Source organism: Acinetobacter sp. ANC 5378 (assembly GCF_013004315.1).
Lineage (GTDB): Bacteria > Pseudomonadota > Gammaproteobacteria > Pseudomonadales > Moraxellaceae > Acinetobacter.
In genome coordinates, this window is the sequence record NZ_JABERK010000053.1 from 1 (window position 1) to 15,595 (window position 15,595).

At 40.0% G+C, this 15,595-nt stretch carries 12 protein-coding genes, 2 tRNA genes and 2 pseudogenes; 8 read left to right on the forward strand and 8 right to left on the reverse strand.

Annotated elements, in window-relative coordinates; genetic code table 11:
- Window positions 1-343: 343 nt before the first annotated feature.
- Window positions 344-577, forward strand: a pseudogene (locus HLH16_RS11550) (copper resistance protein NlpE N-terminal domain-containing protein); the annotation flags it as partial.
- A 177-nt stretch (window positions 578-754) separates the two neighbouring features.
- The gene (locus HLH16_RS11555; RefSeq protein WP_171529430.1) at window positions 755-1,510 is read left to right on the forward strand and encodes a copper resistance protein NlpE N-terminal domain-containing protein; all 756 of its coding nucleotides are present in this window, start codon (window positions 755-757) and stop codon (window positions 1,508-1,510) included.
- A gap of 67 nt (window positions 1,511-1,577) precedes the next feature.
- Here HLH16_RS11555 and groL read toward each other — a convergent pair whose 3' ends face one another.
- From groL to HLH16_RS11575, 4 genes are all read right to left on the reverse strand, one after another.
- Entirely contained in the window at window positions 1,578-3,212 is a 1,635-nt protein-coding gene (gene groL / locus HLH16_RS11560) for a chaperonin GroEL (protein WP_131288740.1), read from the reverse strand.
- Window positions 3,213-3,268: 56 nt separating this feature from the next.
- On the reverse strand, window positions 3,269-3,559 hold the full coding sequence (locus HLH16_RS11565; RefSeq protein WP_016167026.1) for a co-chaperone GroES: 291 nt from the start codon (window positions 3,557-3,559) through the stop codon (window positions 3,269-3,271).
- A 183-nt stretch (window positions 3,560-3,742) separates the two neighbouring features.
- Entirely contained in the window at window positions 3,743-4,516 is a 774-nt protein-coding gene (locus HLH16_RS11570) for a metallophosphoesterase family protein (protein WP_171529431.1), read from the reverse strand.
- Window positions 4,497-5,435 (reverse strand): diacylglycerol/lipid kinase family protein, encoded by a 939-nt coding sequence (locus HLH16_RS11575; protein ID WP_171529432.1) that lies wholly within the window; start codon window positions 5,433-5,435, stop codon window positions 4,497-4,499. The genes HLH16_RS11570 and HLH16_RS11575 overlap by 20 nt, the downstream gene beginning before the upstream one ends.
- Before the next feature lie 416 nt (window positions 5,436-5,851).
- Between HLH16_RS11575 and HLH16_RS11580 the strand changes: the two genes are divergently transcribed.
- The gene (locus tag HLH16_RS11580; RefSeq protein ID WP_171529433.1) at window positions 5,852-7,684 is read left to right on the forward strand and encodes a phosphoenolpyruvate carboxykinase (GTP); all 1,833 of its coding nucleotides are present in this window, start codon (window positions 5,852-5,854) and stop codon (window positions 7,682-7,684) included.
- A 541-nt stretch (window positions 7,685-8,225) separates the two neighbouring features.
- Here the strand turns inward: HLH16_RS11580 and glpD are convergent.
- Window positions 8,226-9,746: a glycerol-3-phosphate dehydrogenase gene (gene glpD, locus HLH16_RS11585; RefSeq protein WP_171529434.1), complete on the reverse strand. Its 1,521-nt coding sequence runs from the start codon at window positions 9,744-9,746 to the stop codon at window positions 8,226-8,228.
- 313 nt (window positions 9,747-10,059) lie between these two features.
- Here glpD and HLH16_RS11590 point away from each other — a divergent pair, with 313 nt between their 5' ends.
- From HLH16_RS11590 to HLH16_RS11600, 3 genes and pseudogenes are all read left to right on the forward strand, one after another.
- On the forward strand, window positions 10,060-11,367 hold the full coding sequence (locus tag HLH16_RS11590; protein WP_171529435.1) for an MFS transporter: 1,308 nt from the start codon (window positions 10,060-10,062) through the stop codon (window positions 11,365-11,367).
- A 131-nt stretch (window positions 11,368-11,498) separates the two neighbouring features.
- Window positions 11,499-11,850, forward strand: a pseudogene (locus tag HLH16_RS11595) (alpha-ketoglutarate permease); the annotation flags it as partial.
- 153 nt (window positions 11,851-12,003) lie between these two features.
- A complete protein-coding gene (locus HLH16_RS11600; protein WP_171529436.1) occupies window positions 12,004-12,435 on the forward strand; it encodes a hypothetical protein in 432 nt (143 codons plus the stop codon).
- A 37-nt stretch (window positions 12,436-12,472) separates the two neighbouring features.
- Here the strand turns inward: HLH16_RS11600 and HLH16_RS11605 are convergent, their stop codons facing one another.
- Both HLH16_RS11605 and folD read right to left on the reverse strand, forming a co-directional pair.
- On the reverse strand, window positions 12,473-13,141 hold the full coding sequence (locus HLH16_RS11605) for a class I SAM-dependent methyltransferase (protein WP_171529437.1): 669 nt from the start codon (window positions 13,139-13,141) through the stop codon (window positions 12,473-12,475).
- Between the two features lie 142 nt (window positions 13,142-13,283).
- Window positions 13,284-14,132, reverse strand: coding sequence for a bifunctional methylenetetrahydrofolate dehydrogenase/methenyltetrahydrofolate cyclohydrolase FolD (gene folD / locus HLH16_RS11610; RefSeq protein WP_171529438.1), 849 nt, complete (start codon window positions 14,130-14,132; stop codon window positions 13,284-13,286).
- 153 nt (window positions 14,133-14,285) lie between these two features.
- Between folD and HLH16_RS11615 the strand changes: the two genes are divergently transcribed.
- Both HLH16_RS11615 and HLH16_RS11620 read left to right on the forward strand, forming a co-directional pair.
- A tRNA-Cys gene (locus HLH16_RS11615) sits at window positions 14,286-14,359 on the forward strand.
- 14 nt (window positions 14,360-14,373) lie between these two features.
- Window positions 14,374-14,459, forward strand: a tRNA-Leu gene (locus tag HLH16_RS11620).
- A 109-nt stretch (window positions 14,460-14,568) separates the two neighbouring features.
- Here HLH16_RS11620 and HLH16_RS11625 read toward each other — a convergent pair.
- A complete protein-coding gene (locus tag HLH16_RS11625; protein WP_171529439.1) occupies window positions 14,569-15,474 on the reverse strand; it encodes a helix-turn-helix transcriptional regulator in 906 nt (301 codons plus the stop codon).
- Between the last annotated feature and the right edge of the window lie 121 nt (window positions 15,475-15,595).

Consider the following 15,595-nt stretch of genomic DNA (forward strand, 5'->3'; position numbering starts at 1 on the left):
ATTTGAATGATTTCTTCTTGGTCTACGTGCCATAAAATACTCCATATATTGATGTTTATAACATCATTTGGGGAGCAAAATATCACTTATAAGTGTTGTTCAAATTTCCTGATCCACCTCTCATTCTCATCAATTAAAACAGGTATGTCCACTATCTGCCTATTGATATTATCAACCACTCCCATCTTAAGCTTAATAACAGACATTTTTTATCTCCGAGAGTAAACAAGAATAGAGTATTTTATATATTTAAATACTCTAGATAACTTCTATAAATAATACATTAATGCATTCTATAAGCACTTACAAGATTGTTTTTATATACAAAATATATACTAGATAAGATAAAACTTATGAATTAACACAAGAATATTTGGGTAAAGGAAAAAGCAATCAATTTAAGGTGAAAGGCACTTTTAGCTTCGATCCGGATAATCCATCGATCATTCGCTTAGATAAAGCCGGTGAAAATCGTAAATTTTTTATCGGTGAAAATTTTGTAGAAGCGCGCGATATGAACACAGGAAAAGCCATGGATTCAAAACTTAATTATAAATTACAAAAAGATCTTAATTAATTGAGCTCCTTTATTCCCCTACATAAAAAGCCTGAAATATGGCTTTTTTAGCCCCTCCATTTTGCATACTCGTCACGATTTGCTACAAATAAATCATTTATTTGGCGACTTCATACTAGCGAGATCATCCGGTTATGCTTATGGTTAGAAAAATATCATTCTCATTAAAAGATCATTATGAAACAAACGATGATTGCACTTAGTTTTTTTGCCCTGTTACTTTCAAGTGGCTGCGATAATTCAAGCACATCATCCCTGAATGAAAAAGTTAATCTACCTGAACAGCCTTCAAAACCGATACAGGTTCAAACTCCCGATTGGGTTGGTCATTACAAAGCATTTATTCCCTGTGATGCTTGTGAAAAGAAACTCATTTCTCTCCAACTTCATCAAAACAAGACTTACACCCTAAAGGAAATCAGTTTCTTTAAGCAAAAGATTAAACAAAAAGAGTTTTCGGGCACATTCACTTTAGATGAGCAAAATTCAAATTTATTGCAATTCATTGACAATAAAACCAAACAAAATCGTTATTTTTCTTTGCATGATCATTCAATAGAACCCCTGGATCAAAATAAAACCCAATTCAAAAATTTTGAAAAATACCAAATTCCACAAGTACAAAATATTGAAGTGAATAATGCACTCAAATATGTAGATATTCAGGCTGATTTATTTAAATCAGAAAAAATAGAATCTAATGGCATTGAAAGTACAAAATTAACCTATTTTTTTGAAATTAATAATCATTCAGATCAACCGCTTAAATTACGCGACAGCGATATTGTTTTAGTGGATGCTAAGAATAACGAACATATTTCTATCATTGAAAATGATCCACTCTCTCCTGTTAAACCCAATAAAACCCAACATGAACTGGTCTCATTTATTTATCCTGAAACCTATCAAGCTGCTTATATTAAAATTAAATAATTTGAATATTGATAAAAAAATCCCCGCAAAATGCGGGGATTTTTTCAGACCGGATGATCAGTATGAATTACATCATACCGCCCATACCACCCATGCCACCCATATCAGGCATTGCTGGTTTGTCTTCTGGGATATCAGTAATCATGCATTCAGTTGTAAGCATCAATGCAGCAACAGAAGCAGCGTGCTCAAGTGCAGAACGCGTTACTTTTGCTGGGTCAAGGATACCCATTTCAAGCATGTCGCCATATTCGCCAGTCGCAGCGTTATAACCGAAGTTACCTTCGCCATTTTTAACAGCATTGATCACGACAGATGGTTCATCACCTGCGTTTGCAACGATTTGACGAAGCGGCGCTTCGATTGCACGACGTAAAATGTTAATACCTACATTTTGATCATCGTTTGTACCAACCACACCATCAAGTGCTTTAGCTGCACGTACTAGCGCAACACCACCACCTGCAACAACACCTTCTTCAACCGCAGCGCGAGTCGCGTGAAGTGCATCGTCAACACGGTCTTTTTTCTCTTTCATTTCAATTTCAGTTGCAGCACCGATTTTGATCACTGCAACACCGCCTGCTAATTTAGCAACACGTTCTTGAAGTTTTTCTTTGTCGTATTCAGACGTAGATTCTTCAATTTGAGCACGAATTTGTTGAACGCGATCTGCGATTTGAGCCGCATCACCTGCACCATCAACAAGAACAGTATTTTCTTTAGAAACAGTTACTTTATGCGCTGTACCTAAATGTTCTAAAGTAGTTTGCTCAAGTGACATGCCAATTTCTTCAGAAATTACAGTACCGCCAGTCAAGATTGCGATGTCTTGTAGCATCGCTTTACGACGGTCACCAAAACCAGGTGCTTTAACAGCACATACTTTGATAATACCGCGCATGTTGTTTACTACAAGAGTAGCCAACGCTTCGCCTTCAACATCTTCAGCGATGATAAGCAGTGGTTTACCTGTTTTAGCAACCGCTTCTAATACACTGATCAATTCACGGATGTTGCCAATTTTCTTGTCAACGAGAAGAATGAACGGGTTTTCAAGTTCAGCCGTTAAAGTGTCTTGTTTGTTTGCAAAGTACGGGCTGATATAACCGCGGTCAAATTGCATACCTTCAACAACGTCAAGCGAATCTTCAAAGCCTGAACCTTCTTCAACAGTGATTACGCCTTCTTTACCCACGCGTTCCATTGCTTGTGCAATAAGTTTACCGACAGTGGTGTCAGAGTTCGCAGAGATCGAACCGACTTGTTCAATCGCTTTAGTATCAGAAGCAGGTTTAGCAGTGGCTTTAATATTTTCAACTACAGCGCGAACTGCAAGGTCGATACCACGTTTCAAATCCATTGGGTTCATACCCGCAGTGACTGATTTGATCCCTTCGTTCAAAATTGCTTGAGCAAGTACAGTTGCAGTTGTTGTACCGTCACCTGCGATGTCATTGGTTTTTGAAGATACTTCGCGAACCAGTTGCGCACCCATGTTTTCGAATTTATCTTTTAGATAAATTTCTTTGGCAACCGTTACACCATCTTTAGTGATGTGTGGTGAACCGAAAGAACGGTCGATAACCACGTTACGACCTTTAGGACCTAAAGTTACTTTTACCGCATCTGCAAGTACGTTTACGCCTGCAATCATTTTGCTGCGCGCTGAATCACCAAATTTTACTTCTTTAGCTGACATGCTTTACTCCAAATATTTTAATTTTCAAAAATTTGATTGAATGGAACAGGTCTGAATTAGCCTTCTAAGACGGCTAAAATGTCAGACTCTTTCATAATAAGAAGTTCTTCGCCTTGTACTTTTACAGTTGTACCTGCGTAAGTACCGAACAATACTTTGTCGCCGACTTTAACGTCTAAAGCACGTACGCCATTGTCAGTAATCTGACCATTACCTACTGCAATGATTTCACCTTGAGCCGGTTTTTCAGCAGCAGAACCTGGAAGTAAAATACCACCAGCAGTTTTAGTTTCTTCTTCAACACGACGAATAACTACGCGATCATGTAATGGACGAATGTTGCTCATTGGAAACTCCATCAGACTAAGTCTTTTATAGTGAAGTAATGATGACTTTGTTATTCCATCGGTCATCATCAAAATAATTTCGATGTCACTTTTGTGGGGATGGAAAAAAACGCTTCAAGGGGGCAAATAAAAAAAAATGCTGTTTTTTGTATTTTTTTTATTCAACTCTCAATATTTCTTCATTTATTCAGCATTTTGTTCATCTAATACAAATTCTTTTTGTTGCTCATCAAAATAATAATGCTGCACATCTGCATTTGCCTGAATGACATTGAAACTATTTGGCAAGCCACGATGTAACCGGTAAGAAGTCGCTGTACCGGCATGTATATCCAGTACAGGATGTACTGCACCTAAACGATAAATCTGGTTTAAGTCATACACCGCCGATTGATGCAGATGTCCATGTAATAAACCATTTAAACCGCTTTGGCTCCAGGATTCTAAAGCCATACGTCCCAACATTGGACAGTCTTTTACCCCATGCGGATCATTCGGTGGAGTATAAAAAGGCTGATGCGCAACAATCAGTTTTATTTTATGTGCTGGAGCGATCATTAACGACTGGTCAATTTGCTGGATTTGTTCCAAAGAGATATGTCCGCGGGTGTGATAACGTCTTCGAATACTGTTCACTCCAATAATATAAAAATGTGCAGTTTCTAAGGTATTTTCCATGTGACCAAAGAATAATTTATAACGGGTAAATGGACTAAAGATGCGGTTCCACACATGATACAGCGGAATATCGTGATTACCTGGTACCACCAGATATGGAAGATTTAGACTTTCCAAAAACTGTTTGCAGTCATAAAACTGCGTATAGCGCGCTCGCTGGGTTAAATCGCCACTCACCACCACAGCTTCAAGAGGTTGCTCTTGGCAAAAGAGACGGATTGCCGCCATACAGGCAGTATTTTCTGTTCCAAAATGTAAATCAGACAGGTGCAGAATCATGAGGAACCATTATTTTTAATGCATTTTTACGCACTGAAATTTTAAGCGGCGGCTGCATTTCAACAATTTCACCATCTAAAGCCACAGTTAATTTTTTTCGTTTTGAATAAATTTTGACTTCATCTGCAGAAAAGCTATACACATCGGGTGCTTGATCCAGATTGCCCCTCATCAATTGCCATAACATTTTAAACAAGGTACGTTTATCGCTTTTGGCGACCACCACACCCGTCACCTTACCTTTTGCAGCAGATTCCGCAATACGCAAATTCATCTCTGCCAGTTGCAACTGATTATTACCGAAGAAAATTAAGGGTGTTTTTACAGGATATTTTCTCCCATCTACCTCCACTTCAAGTTTCAGCTCTTTACGATCGCGAATCAGCACATCCAAACCCGAGGTATAGGCATTTAAAGCAAAACGACCAAAACGCTGGTTGTATAATTCACGTCTTTGAATAAATAAAGGATATAAGCCCAAACTGGCATTGTTTAAATAAATATGATCATTGATTTGTGCAACATGCACTTCACGGATCTTGCCTTTAGCAATGGTATCAGCAGCTTTTAATAGATCCAGTGGAATATTGAGTAATCGCGCTACATAATTAAAGGTTCCCAGTGGAAAAATTCCCATGGGTATATCCGTTCCCATCAGTTGTGCAGCAACAGCATTCAAGGTTCCATCCCCACCCGCTGCAACGACCACACCCACTTCACTCGCCTGTTGATGCCGTAAAATTATTTTCTTCATCAAATGATCAAAATTTGCTTCTGCACCAATTTCAAAAGCTTGAATTTCATAGCCATAAGCCGTTAAACATGCCATAAGTTGTTCATAGACTTCATCTTTATTTGCAGCATGAAATCCTGACTTTTCATTATAAATAAGAGACAATGGCTTTAAGGGTTCTGACATTTTCTATACTTTTTTGAAGTAATTGCTCTAATTTTGTCCAATTTATCGGCAATTAAAAGCCTGTTTATGTAAAATTCGAATTACCACCATTTATTTAATCAATAATAACCCTCATGAAAAAAATAATACTAAGCTACTGTTTTTAAAAAACATAATTAAAATAAATAACACTCATAACAATTAAAAATATCAGAAACAAGGCAATGAAAAACTCGTAAGCTATTGTTTTAATAAATAATAAATAAGAACGAACATAATCTACCAACCTATTCCCCATACTTCTTTAGTCTTATTTTTTTGATGATTTTATGCTTTAATACAGCCACTTTTTTTTATACTTAAATTGGAATGTTGTATCCCTTCATTCTAATTATTATTTGTACACATAATTGTACACATTTGAGATAGGCCTCACCATGACCAAAGTGAACGCACCAGAATTCGTTCGTCACCCTAAGCTTATTGCATGGGTTGAAGAAATTGCAAAATTAACGAAGCCAGCGAAAATTGAATGGTGTGACGGTAGCGCAGAAGAATATCAACGTCTTGTTGACCTGATGATCGCTAACGGCACTATGCAAGCGCTTAACCAAGAAAAGCACCCTGGTTCTTATTTAGCTAATTCTGATCCTTCTGACGTTGCTCGTGTTGAAGGTCGCACATATATCTGCTCAGAAAAACAAGAAGATGCAGGTGCGACAAACAACTGGGAAGCTCCAGCTGAAATGCGTGCTCGCCTTAACGGTTTATTTGATGGCTCAATGAAAGGACGTACTTTATACGTTGTACCTTTCTCTATGGGGCCTTTAGGTAGCCATATTGCACACATCGGTATCGAATTAACTGACTCTCCTTACGTTGCAGTAAGCATGTCTAAAATGGCTCGCATGGGTAAAGCTGTTTATGACGTTCTTGGTACTGACGGTGAATACGTTCCTTGCGTACACACTGTGGGTGCTCCGCTAGAAGAAGGTCAAAAAGACGTTGCATGGCCTTGCAACCCTGAAAAATACATCGTGCATTACCCAGAAACGCGTGAAATCTGGTCTTACGGTTCTGGTTACGGCGGTAACGCATTGTTGGGTAAGAAATGCCTAGCTTTACGTATTGCATCTTCTATGGGTCGTCAACAAGGCTGGTTAGCTGAGCATATGCTGATCCTTGGCGTGACCAATCCACAAGGTGAAAAACATTACATCGCAGCTGCATTCCCGTCTGCTTGTGGTAAAACCAACTTTGCAATGTTGATTCCACCAGCAGGTTATGAAGGCTGGAAAATTGAAACTGTAGGTGACGATATTGCCTGGATCAAACCAGGTGAAGACGGTCGCTTATATGCAATCAACCCTGAAGCTGGTTTCTTCGGTGTAGCGCCTGGTACAAATACCAAGACCAATCCGAACTGTATGGCTACCTTAAGCAAAGACGTCATTTATACCAACGTTGCTGTGACTGATAACGGTGAAGTTTGGTGGGAAGGTCTAACTAAAGAAGCACCTGCTAACCTGACTAACTGGAAAGGTCAGCCACACGTTGCTGGTGAAAAAGCTGCTCATCCAAATGCGCGTTTCACTGTTGCTGCGGGTCAATGCCCTTCTATTGATGCTGACTGGGAAAATCCAGCGGGCGTGCCAATCTCTGCGTTCATCTTCGGTGGTCGTCGTGCAGATACAGTGCCTCTAGTTTCTGAAGCATTGAACTGGGTTGATGGTGTTTATAAAGCAGCAACTATGGGTTCTGAAACAACTGCTGCCGCTGTTGGTCAACAAGGCGTAGTTCGTCGCGATCCGTTTGCGATGCTTCCATTCACGGGCTACAACATGGCTGACTACTTCTCTCATTGGTTAGAAATGGGTGAACAAGTAGCGGTTAAAGCTGAAGCTGCTGGCAACAAACTTCCTAAGATCTTTAACGTAAACTGGTTCCGCCGTGATGCTGAAGGCAACTTCGTATGGCCTGGTTTCGGTCAAAACATGCGTGTTCTTGAGTGGATGATTGATCGTTGTGAAGGCCGTGCTGAAGCGACTGAAACTCCAATCGGTTTGGTTCCTACTTACGAACAATTGAACTGGACTGGTTCTGATTTCACTAAAGAACAATTTGACCTTGTGACTTCTCAAGATAAAGATCAATGGATCAAAGAACTTGAAAGCCACACTGAATTGTTCAACAAACTTGGTGAACGCTTACCAGAAGCACTTAAAGCTCGTCAAAACGAACTTTTAGAAGCTGTTAAAAAATCTGCTTAATTTATGAATTAATTGATAAAAGGTCACTTCGGTGGCCTTTTTTTATATAATAAAATAGTAAATTTCATGTTAAAAACATTCACACTTACAGCTTGCCCAGTCTAGCTATGGGGCTCAAGCAGCGACTGCAGAACAGTCCTCTCTTCACACCTATTACATCAAAGGCACGCCAGACTCTAGCCAATTTCAAATTAAAAAACGCATTAAAGTAGCTAAAGGTACTTACGGCAGTGTCGTAGAACTGTATCCACGCTTTGCAGAGCGTGCACATCAAGTCGGTGGCAACGTCGTCATCAACTATAATGCAAGCTAAAGATTCGGTTTCTGACCTTGGCGTGTTGTACGTCCTGTGATTTGGGGTACTGCAGTTCAGTGGAATACGCCTGTGAATTGTGCAGCATTGGGCGGCGTCGAAATTTAAACCAATTCAAAACAGAAAGTTAAACACAGTCTGAGCTAAAAATTTAATTGAAGATCAACACTGCAATTTGACTCAAATAAAAGACCGTCTTAACGGTCTTTTATTTCATGTTTAAAAAATTTAAGCTGCACTATCCTGCGATCTTTTCACCAGCAATTTCGCAAGATATTGATCTAATACCTGAATCTCATCATCCGTAAATTGATAGCCTAGCTTGGTTCTGCGCCATAAAATATCTTGACTGGTTCTGACCCACTCTTGATCTACAAGATAATCAACTTCTTTAGTAAATAAACCATGTCCAAAATCTTCACCAAGTTCATCCGTCGCTGTAATACCGTTTATAAATTTCCATACCCGTGAACCATAGGCATGCGCCCAGCGCGAAGCCAATTGTAATGACACATCTTCAATGCTTTGCATGATTTCCTGAATTAAGCGCTCAACTGAAACCAGGTTTTCTGCGCCAGGTAATAATGCTTTTTCAGTCCACGGCTTTTTCATTGTCGGAAAGAAAGGTTGCAAATGTAGCATTGTAGATTCAGCAAGCTTTCGATAAGTCGTCAGCTTTCCTCCAAATACCGAAAGCAACGGCGCATCATTTTTCTGCTCATGAGATATGGCCAAAGTATAGTCGCGCGTGATTGCAGAAGGATTATCTGACTCATCATCACATAAAGAACGGACACCCGAATAGGTATATAAAATATCTTCAGGAGTTAACTGATGCTTAAAATGATCATTATAAACATCCAGCAAATAATCAATTTCAGGCTGGGTAATATTGACCCGATCTAAATCACCTTGGTATTCGTGATCCGTCGTACCAATTAAGCTGTATTGATCCAGATAAGGGATCGCAAAAACAATCCGCTGATCATCATTTTGAAGAATAAAGGCTTTATCGCCTTCATATATTCTTGGCACAATAATATGACTACCTTGAACGAGTCGAAGCCCATGAGGTGATTTTTGTTTTAAGTTCTGTTGAATAAATTGCGCGACCCACGGCCCTGCAGCATTCACCAATGCTTTGGCTTGAACTTGATAAGCACCTTGCGCATTTTCCACATGCACTACCCACAAGCCATTTTCACGGTATGCAGATGTACATCGCGTTTGAGTAACAATATGCGCGCCTAGTTCATGTGCTTGCATCGCATTTAAAACCACCAAACGCGCATCATCCACAGCACAGTCTGAATATTCAAAACCCTGCGTTATCTCTTCTTTTAAAGGGCTGGTTGCTGGATCAAAATTAATATGCTTTGAGCCTGCTAATTTTTCTCGTTTACCCAAGTGATCATAAACAAATAAACCGGTCCGAATCAGCCATGCAGGCCGTAAATGCGGCTGATGAGGCATGATAAAACGCAAGGGACGAATAATATGCGGTGCTTTGACCAATAAAACTTCGCGTTCAACCAGCGCTTCATGAACTAAACGAAACTCTTTATGTTCAAGATAACGCAAACCACCATGTATAAGCTTGCTGCTTGCAGAAGAAGTATGGCTGGCTAAATCATCCTTTTCACATAAAAAGACAGACAACCCTCGCCCTGCAGCATCGACCGCAATACCGACACCATTAATGCCTCCACCAACCACCACTACATCATAGACCGGATGACTCACTTGCATGTTCACCTCCTCTAATTTTATTAAAACAGCTGACTTAAATTTCTTATTGTTCTAGGAAACTTAACACCATTTAAAGTGAAATGACACTTGGAAATCATGAGTCAATGGGATGAATATAAAATAATAATGGGGCTATCCCAACAAAAATAAACAACGCATATAAATCATCAATCTAACTATGTCTTTTAACTAATTAATTTTCAAACACTTAGAGTTAGAACATTTTTTATACAAAATTAGAAACTGCTACGCTTATACCGTTAAAACAATAGGTTTAACATCTTAAAAACAATACCAAAATGGACTTGGTCACATGATTGAACAAAACGTTCCTCCAGTAAATCTGGATACCAAAACACGGGTCAAATCCATTCTGGGTGGCTCAGCAGGTAACTTGGTGGAGTGGTATGACTGGTATGTCTATGCCGCATTTACATTATATTTTGCCCATTCATTCTTTCCCAAAGGCAGTCAAACTGCACAATTGCTTCAAGCTGCTGCCATTTTCGCAGTCGGCTTTTTAATGCGTCCAATTGGTGCCTGGATCATGGGTATTTACTCGGACAAAAAAGGACGCAAATCAGGTCTCACTCTTTCTGTGACTTTAATGTGTATTGGTTCTCTGATGATTGCAGTATCTCCAACGCATGACCAAATCGGAATCTTTGCGCCAATTATTTTAGTGGTCGCCCGACTCATTCAGGGCTTAAGTGTCGGTGGAGAATATGGTGCCAGTGCCACCTATTTAAGTGAAATGGCAGAAAGAAACCGACGCGGGTTCTTTTCCAGTTTTCAGTACGTTACTTTAATTGCAGGTCAGCTTACCGCACTCTGCGTTCTACTGATTTTGCAGTTCGTACTGACTGAAGAACAACTGCATGATTGGGGTTGGCGCATTCCATTCTTTATCGGTGCTTGCTTGGCCATAGTCGTGTTCTATATTCGACGTGGTCTGCTCGAAACCCAATCTTTTAAAAATGCGCAACAAGATAAAAGCCAGCCTGAATCGAGTATGTTTGCGCTGTTCAAGCATTATCCCAAACAGGCATTTACAGTACTGTTTTTAACCGCTGGCGGTACGGTGGCCTTCTATACCTACACCACTTATCTACAAAAATATCTAGTCAATACCTCTGGGTTTAGCAAACCTGAAGCCACTCAAATCACTACGCTGGCGCTATTCATTTTCATGTGTTTACAGCCATTTGCAGGTGCTTTGTCGGATAAAATCGGACGCAAACCGCTAATGATTTCCTTCGGGGTTTTGGGCGTATTATTTACCTATTTCCTGTTTGATAAATTAGGCCAAACCCAAGACTACTGGTCCGCATTCTGGATCTGTTTAGCCGGATTGGTGATTGTCACAGGCTATACCTCAATTAATGCCGTGGTGAAAGCCGAGCTTTTCCCTGCGCATATCCGTGCACTCGGTGTCGCGCTTCCCTACGCACTTGCCAATACGCTATTTGGAGGGACAGCAGAGTTTTTCGCGCTGAGTTTTAAGCAAGCTGGACATGAGTCTTGGTTCTTTATTTACGTCACTATCTTAATTTTTATCTCATTGATTGTTTATATCTTTATGAAAGATACCAAGCACCACTCAGAAATTAAAGAACATTAATCCAAAGTCATTTTTAAAAGCCTTTCTAGATGAGAGGCTTTTTTATTTGCCTGTTCTATTGAATAAAATAATGACTTAAATGTACTAAACTTTTAAAATCAAAATGATGCCCAGGCTAAAATCACATGAAGAAGCAAAAACATCGTGATGATAGACCTAAATCAGATGTACTGGCTTTATTTACTCAATATCCCAAACAAGCCTTTATTATGATCATGTTGACTGCCAGCAGTACGCTAGCCTTCAATACATTTACGACTTATTTAAAAAAAATATCTGGCTAATACTCCCAGTTTTGAAAAAACCACTACAACTGCCAATATTTTATTTGGGAGTACAGCAGAACGGGTTGCCCTGAGCTTTAAAAATGCAGGTCATGAAAACTACCTCTTCTATTACATTACCTTCATGATTGGCTTGTCTCTAATTACTTATATCTTTATGAAAGACATCAAAAAATACAGCATGATTAGCGATGACTGAACCCAGCGTATTTAGCTGATTATTCATCTAAAAAAGCTTTTCAAGTTGTCACAATTGGAAAGCTTTTTTATTGGATATACGTCTTGATCGCATCGTTAAAAAAGCAGGCTTATGGCATACTCAATAGAATAACAACGCTTGGAACTTTTGAAGATGAACAATACATATAAATTGCTTGGCTTAGGTTTTATGGCGCTTGGACTTGCTGCGTGTCAAAGCACACCACGTCCATATAATGGTAATGTCGGATATCAGATTGAAAGTCAGTCCAATGGTCGTGCAACCCTGGCTTATACTTTGTCAGGTCGCAAAAACCAACAAGTGGATGAGAGAAAATTACAACGTGCTTGTCAAAAAGTATTGGGTTCAAATAAACAATACAAAATAGATATTTTAAGCATTAGTGAAATTGCCAATCCCACAATACAAACTCCACAATATGGTCGTCAACTTGGTCACAGTCGCACCAGTGTGAGTTTAAGCAACACCCCTGACCTATACAATAGTGAAGACATGGCAACTCGTAACACTTTAGATGCTACTCATCCAAGCACATTGAGCGTGGTTCGTTATACTTGCTCTTAATCGCTTTAAATGACTTGTTAAATAAAAAAGACGCTGTTTACAGCGTCTTATAAAAACTGACATTTCGAAATTCTTTAGATTCATCCAGGTCTGGCCAAGTCGTGGCACTACGTTCATCTAGTTTTTGATATTTAGGATGACTAAAGTTTTTCACCCGACTATCTGCCACCCATACTTCAGGGGCAAATTTCAAAAATTCATCCAGGAAAAAGCGGTTGCACTGATCATAGAGCACATCTGCGGCTAACAGTACATCGACTTGTTCTGCCTTATACAAATCATCCAGATATTCCAGCTCCACTTCATTCAATTCAGCATTGGCACGACATGAATCCAAACTGATTGGATCTATATCACAGCAAATAACGCGTTTAGCCCCTGCCATTTTCGCTGCAATCGCCACTACGCCCGATCCAGCACCAAAGTCGAGCACCACCTTGTCTTTGACGTGATGCGGCTCTGCTAATAACCACTGAGCCATTGCAAGCCCTGATGCCCAGCAGAAGATCCAGTATGGCGTATCATTCCAGATACGGCGAATCACCTCATCATCCAGTTTATCCGTTGGGAAAACGGGTGGAATCAGCCACAGTGAAATGGGGGTTTCAGGCAATTGCTGCGCCATCAACTCACAACCGGGGATCACCTTATGTAAGGCTTGGATAAGATGTTCTGGGGCTTTGGGGAATTGGAAAGTACAGCTCATTGGAATTCTTTTAATTGGTATTTATATCTTAAAGGAATCTCCCCTAACCCCTCTTTAAAAAAGAGGGGAAACCTACTACTAAACAATAGGATTTTAGATGTAAATTCCCTCCTTTGAAAAAGGAGAGTTAGGGAGGATTAAATTAACCCAAAGCTTTTTCAGCAGCTTCAACCGTTTGACGAATCAAAGTGGTAATGGTCATTGGACCGACACCACCTGGAACAGGCGTGTACGCAGAAGCCACTTCTTCAATACCTACAAGTTGAATGTCACCCACACCACCGCCATCACGTGGATGGAAACCAGCATCAACAACCACAGCACCTGGTTTGATCCAGTCTTTTTGGATCAGTTCAGCTTTACCTACTGCACCAACGATAATGTCCGCTTGTTTAACAAAGTCAGCTAAATTTTGCGTGCGTGAATGGCAAATCGTTACTGTTGCATTTGCTTCAAGCAGCATTGCAGCCATGGGTTTACCCAAAATCGCAGAACGACCTACAACCACCGCATGTTTACCGGCAATTTCAATGTTGTTTTCTTTCAGAATGGTCATGATGCCGGCAGGAGTCGCTGAACCATAGGCTGCTTCGCCCATTGCCATACGACCATAACCAAGGCAAGTTACGCCATCAACATCTTTTTCAAGCGAGATTGCATCAAAACATGCACGCTCATCAATTTGAGCTGGTACTGGGTGTTGCAACAGAATACCGTGCACATCAGGATTTGCGTTTAATTTTTCAATTTCAGCAAGTAATTCTTCAGTTGTAGTTTCCTTTGGAAGCTCAACTTTTAATGAATCCATACCGACACGACGGCAAGCATTGCCTTTCATACGCACGTAAGTTGCAGATGCACCATCATCACCTACCAAAATCGTCGCAAGAATTGGAGTACGACCTGATTTTGCTTTCAGCGCTTCTACGCGAGTAAACAAGTCAGCTTCAATTTGCTTCGCCAATGCACGACCGTCTAGAACTAATGCCACGGCACTTCTCCCAAGTGTTGATATGAATCAATTTCGCACATTCTACATGAATATTTTAAATATTTTCCGTTATATGCTGCTTTTCTGCACATCTGCATAAATCTACTATTGTTTTTTTTTCAGAGCTTGATAATATACGCAGCAACAAGAGATGGCGGGGTGGCAGAGTGGTCATGCAGCGGACTGCAACTCCGTGTACGCCGGTTCGATTCCGACCTCCGCCTCCAATCTTGTTAAAAATGCCCGAGTGGTGAAATCGGTAGACACAGGGGATTTAAAATCCCCCGCCCACAAAGCGTGCCAGTTCGAGTCTGGCCTCGGGCACCATTTTAATACTCCTTAAAATGGTGCAATAAAAAACCCAGCTTAATGCTGGTTTTTTTTATGTCTGGAATTTCTTCCAGACTTCTCGCTATTTCATTTTTGCCGTTATTTATTACTGAGCTTCTTTTAAATAACCTTGCAAGCTATCATCCAGTTCTTGCTGTAAATGTGCCGGCTTGAGAATTTTCAGATAAGGAATCCAGTAACGCACCAATGGATTCAACTGTTTCTGATGCCGAATCTGACATGAAATTACCAATTCTCCTGTTTCCGATTCATTTAAAACTGCTTGTTCGGGAAAAATTCTGCGTTGCTTAAAATAAATTGCAACATCGGGATGTACAGATAAAATCACTTCCTGTTTTTCGTGCTGAAACCAAATGCCATCTTCATCTTTTAATTGCTGCAGAACAGCCTGATCATGTTCAAACTGTGAAAGTCGACGGCTGCAGATAATTTTTTCAATACGACCAAGACGGTAAACCCGCAGCTCCTGCTTGCGTACCGCCGCCAAATACCAGTTACCCATGTGATGAATCAACCGATAAGGCTTTACAACCCGAATTTGACCTCTGTAAAACAACGCGATTTGCTGTCTTTTTTGAATACTGCCAGTCAGTGTCTTAAAGTGTTCAGCATACTGCGTCGCATCTTCAAAATTGTAGCCTTTGGCAGAAAACACCAGGCTGGCGCGGTTATCAAATAACTCCCTTAAAAATGAAATATCCAAAGAAGGATACAAATCATTAATTCCCGACAATTGCGCGAAATTTTTAATATCCTGTAATTTGAAACGCCCGAGATAAGAAGATTCCAGATAGAATTTTTTGGTTTGTGCATCCTGTATTAACGGAAGATAAGAATTTAGTCGATCAAAATCACGTTCAATGGTTCTGGTACTGACCTGAAACTCACGCGCCAGCTCCTGTACACTCAACTGATGCCCTATATTTAGTTTGGTTAAAATACTTGCCAAACGTTCCGCAAGGCGCTCATGCGTTGACGCATTGCCCTTCATAGATACCCTCTTTGTGCTTTTACAGCACAGTGCATAAAATGCTTAAAATTTTTAAATTATGAAAAAAATTATACAGCCAAATAAAAACTAAATTTCAAATATTTACTTCAACTTAAGACTA

Excerpts from the sequence above, each read along its gene's own strand:
- glpD (WP_171529434.1), bottom strand. The coding sequence starts at position 9,746 with ATGCAAGTGAGTCATCCGGTCTATGATGTAGTGGTGGTTGGTGGAGGC.
- HLH16_RS11580 (WP_171529433.1), top strand. The coding sequence starts at position 5,852 with ATGACCAAAGTGAACGCACCAGAATTCGTTCGTCACCCTAAGCTTATT.
- HLH16_RS11565 (WP_016167026.1), bottom strand. The coding sequence starts at position 3,559 with ATGAGCAACATTCGTCCATTACATGATCGCGTAGTTATTCGTCGTGTT.
- HLH16_RS11575 (WP_171529432.1), bottom strand. The coding sequence starts at position 5,435 with ATGTCAGAACCCTTAAAGCCATTGTCTCTTATTTATAATGAAAAGTCA.
- HLH16_RS11570 (WP_171529431.1), bottom strand. The coding sequence starts at position 4,516 with ATGATTCTGCACCTGTCTGATTTACATTTTGGAACAGAAAATACTGCC.
- HLH16_RS11600 (WP_171529436.1), top strand. The coding sequence starts at position 12,004 with ATGAACAATACATATAAATTGCTTGGCTTAGGTTTTATGGCGCTTGGA.
- HLH16_RS11605 (WP_171529437.1), bottom strand. The coding sequence starts at position 13,141 with ATGAGCTGTACTTTCCAATTCCCCAAAGCCCCAGAACATCTTATCCAA.
- HLH16_RS11555 (WP_171529430.1), top strand. The coding sequence starts at position 755 with ATGAAACAAACGATGATTGCACTTAGTTTTTTTGCCCTGTTACTTTCA.
- HLH16_RS11590 (WP_171529435.1), top strand. The coding sequence starts at position 10,060 with ATGATTGAACAAAACGTTCCTCCAGTAAATCTGGATACCAAAACACGG.
- groL (WP_131288740.1), bottom strand. The coding sequence starts at position 3,212 with ATGTCAGCTAAAGAAGTAAAATTTGGTGATTCAGCGCGCAGCAAAATG.
- HLH16_RS11625 (WP_171529439.1), bottom strand. The coding sequence starts at position 15,474 with ATGAAGGGCAATGCGTCAACGCATGAGCGCCTTGCGGAACGTTTGGCA.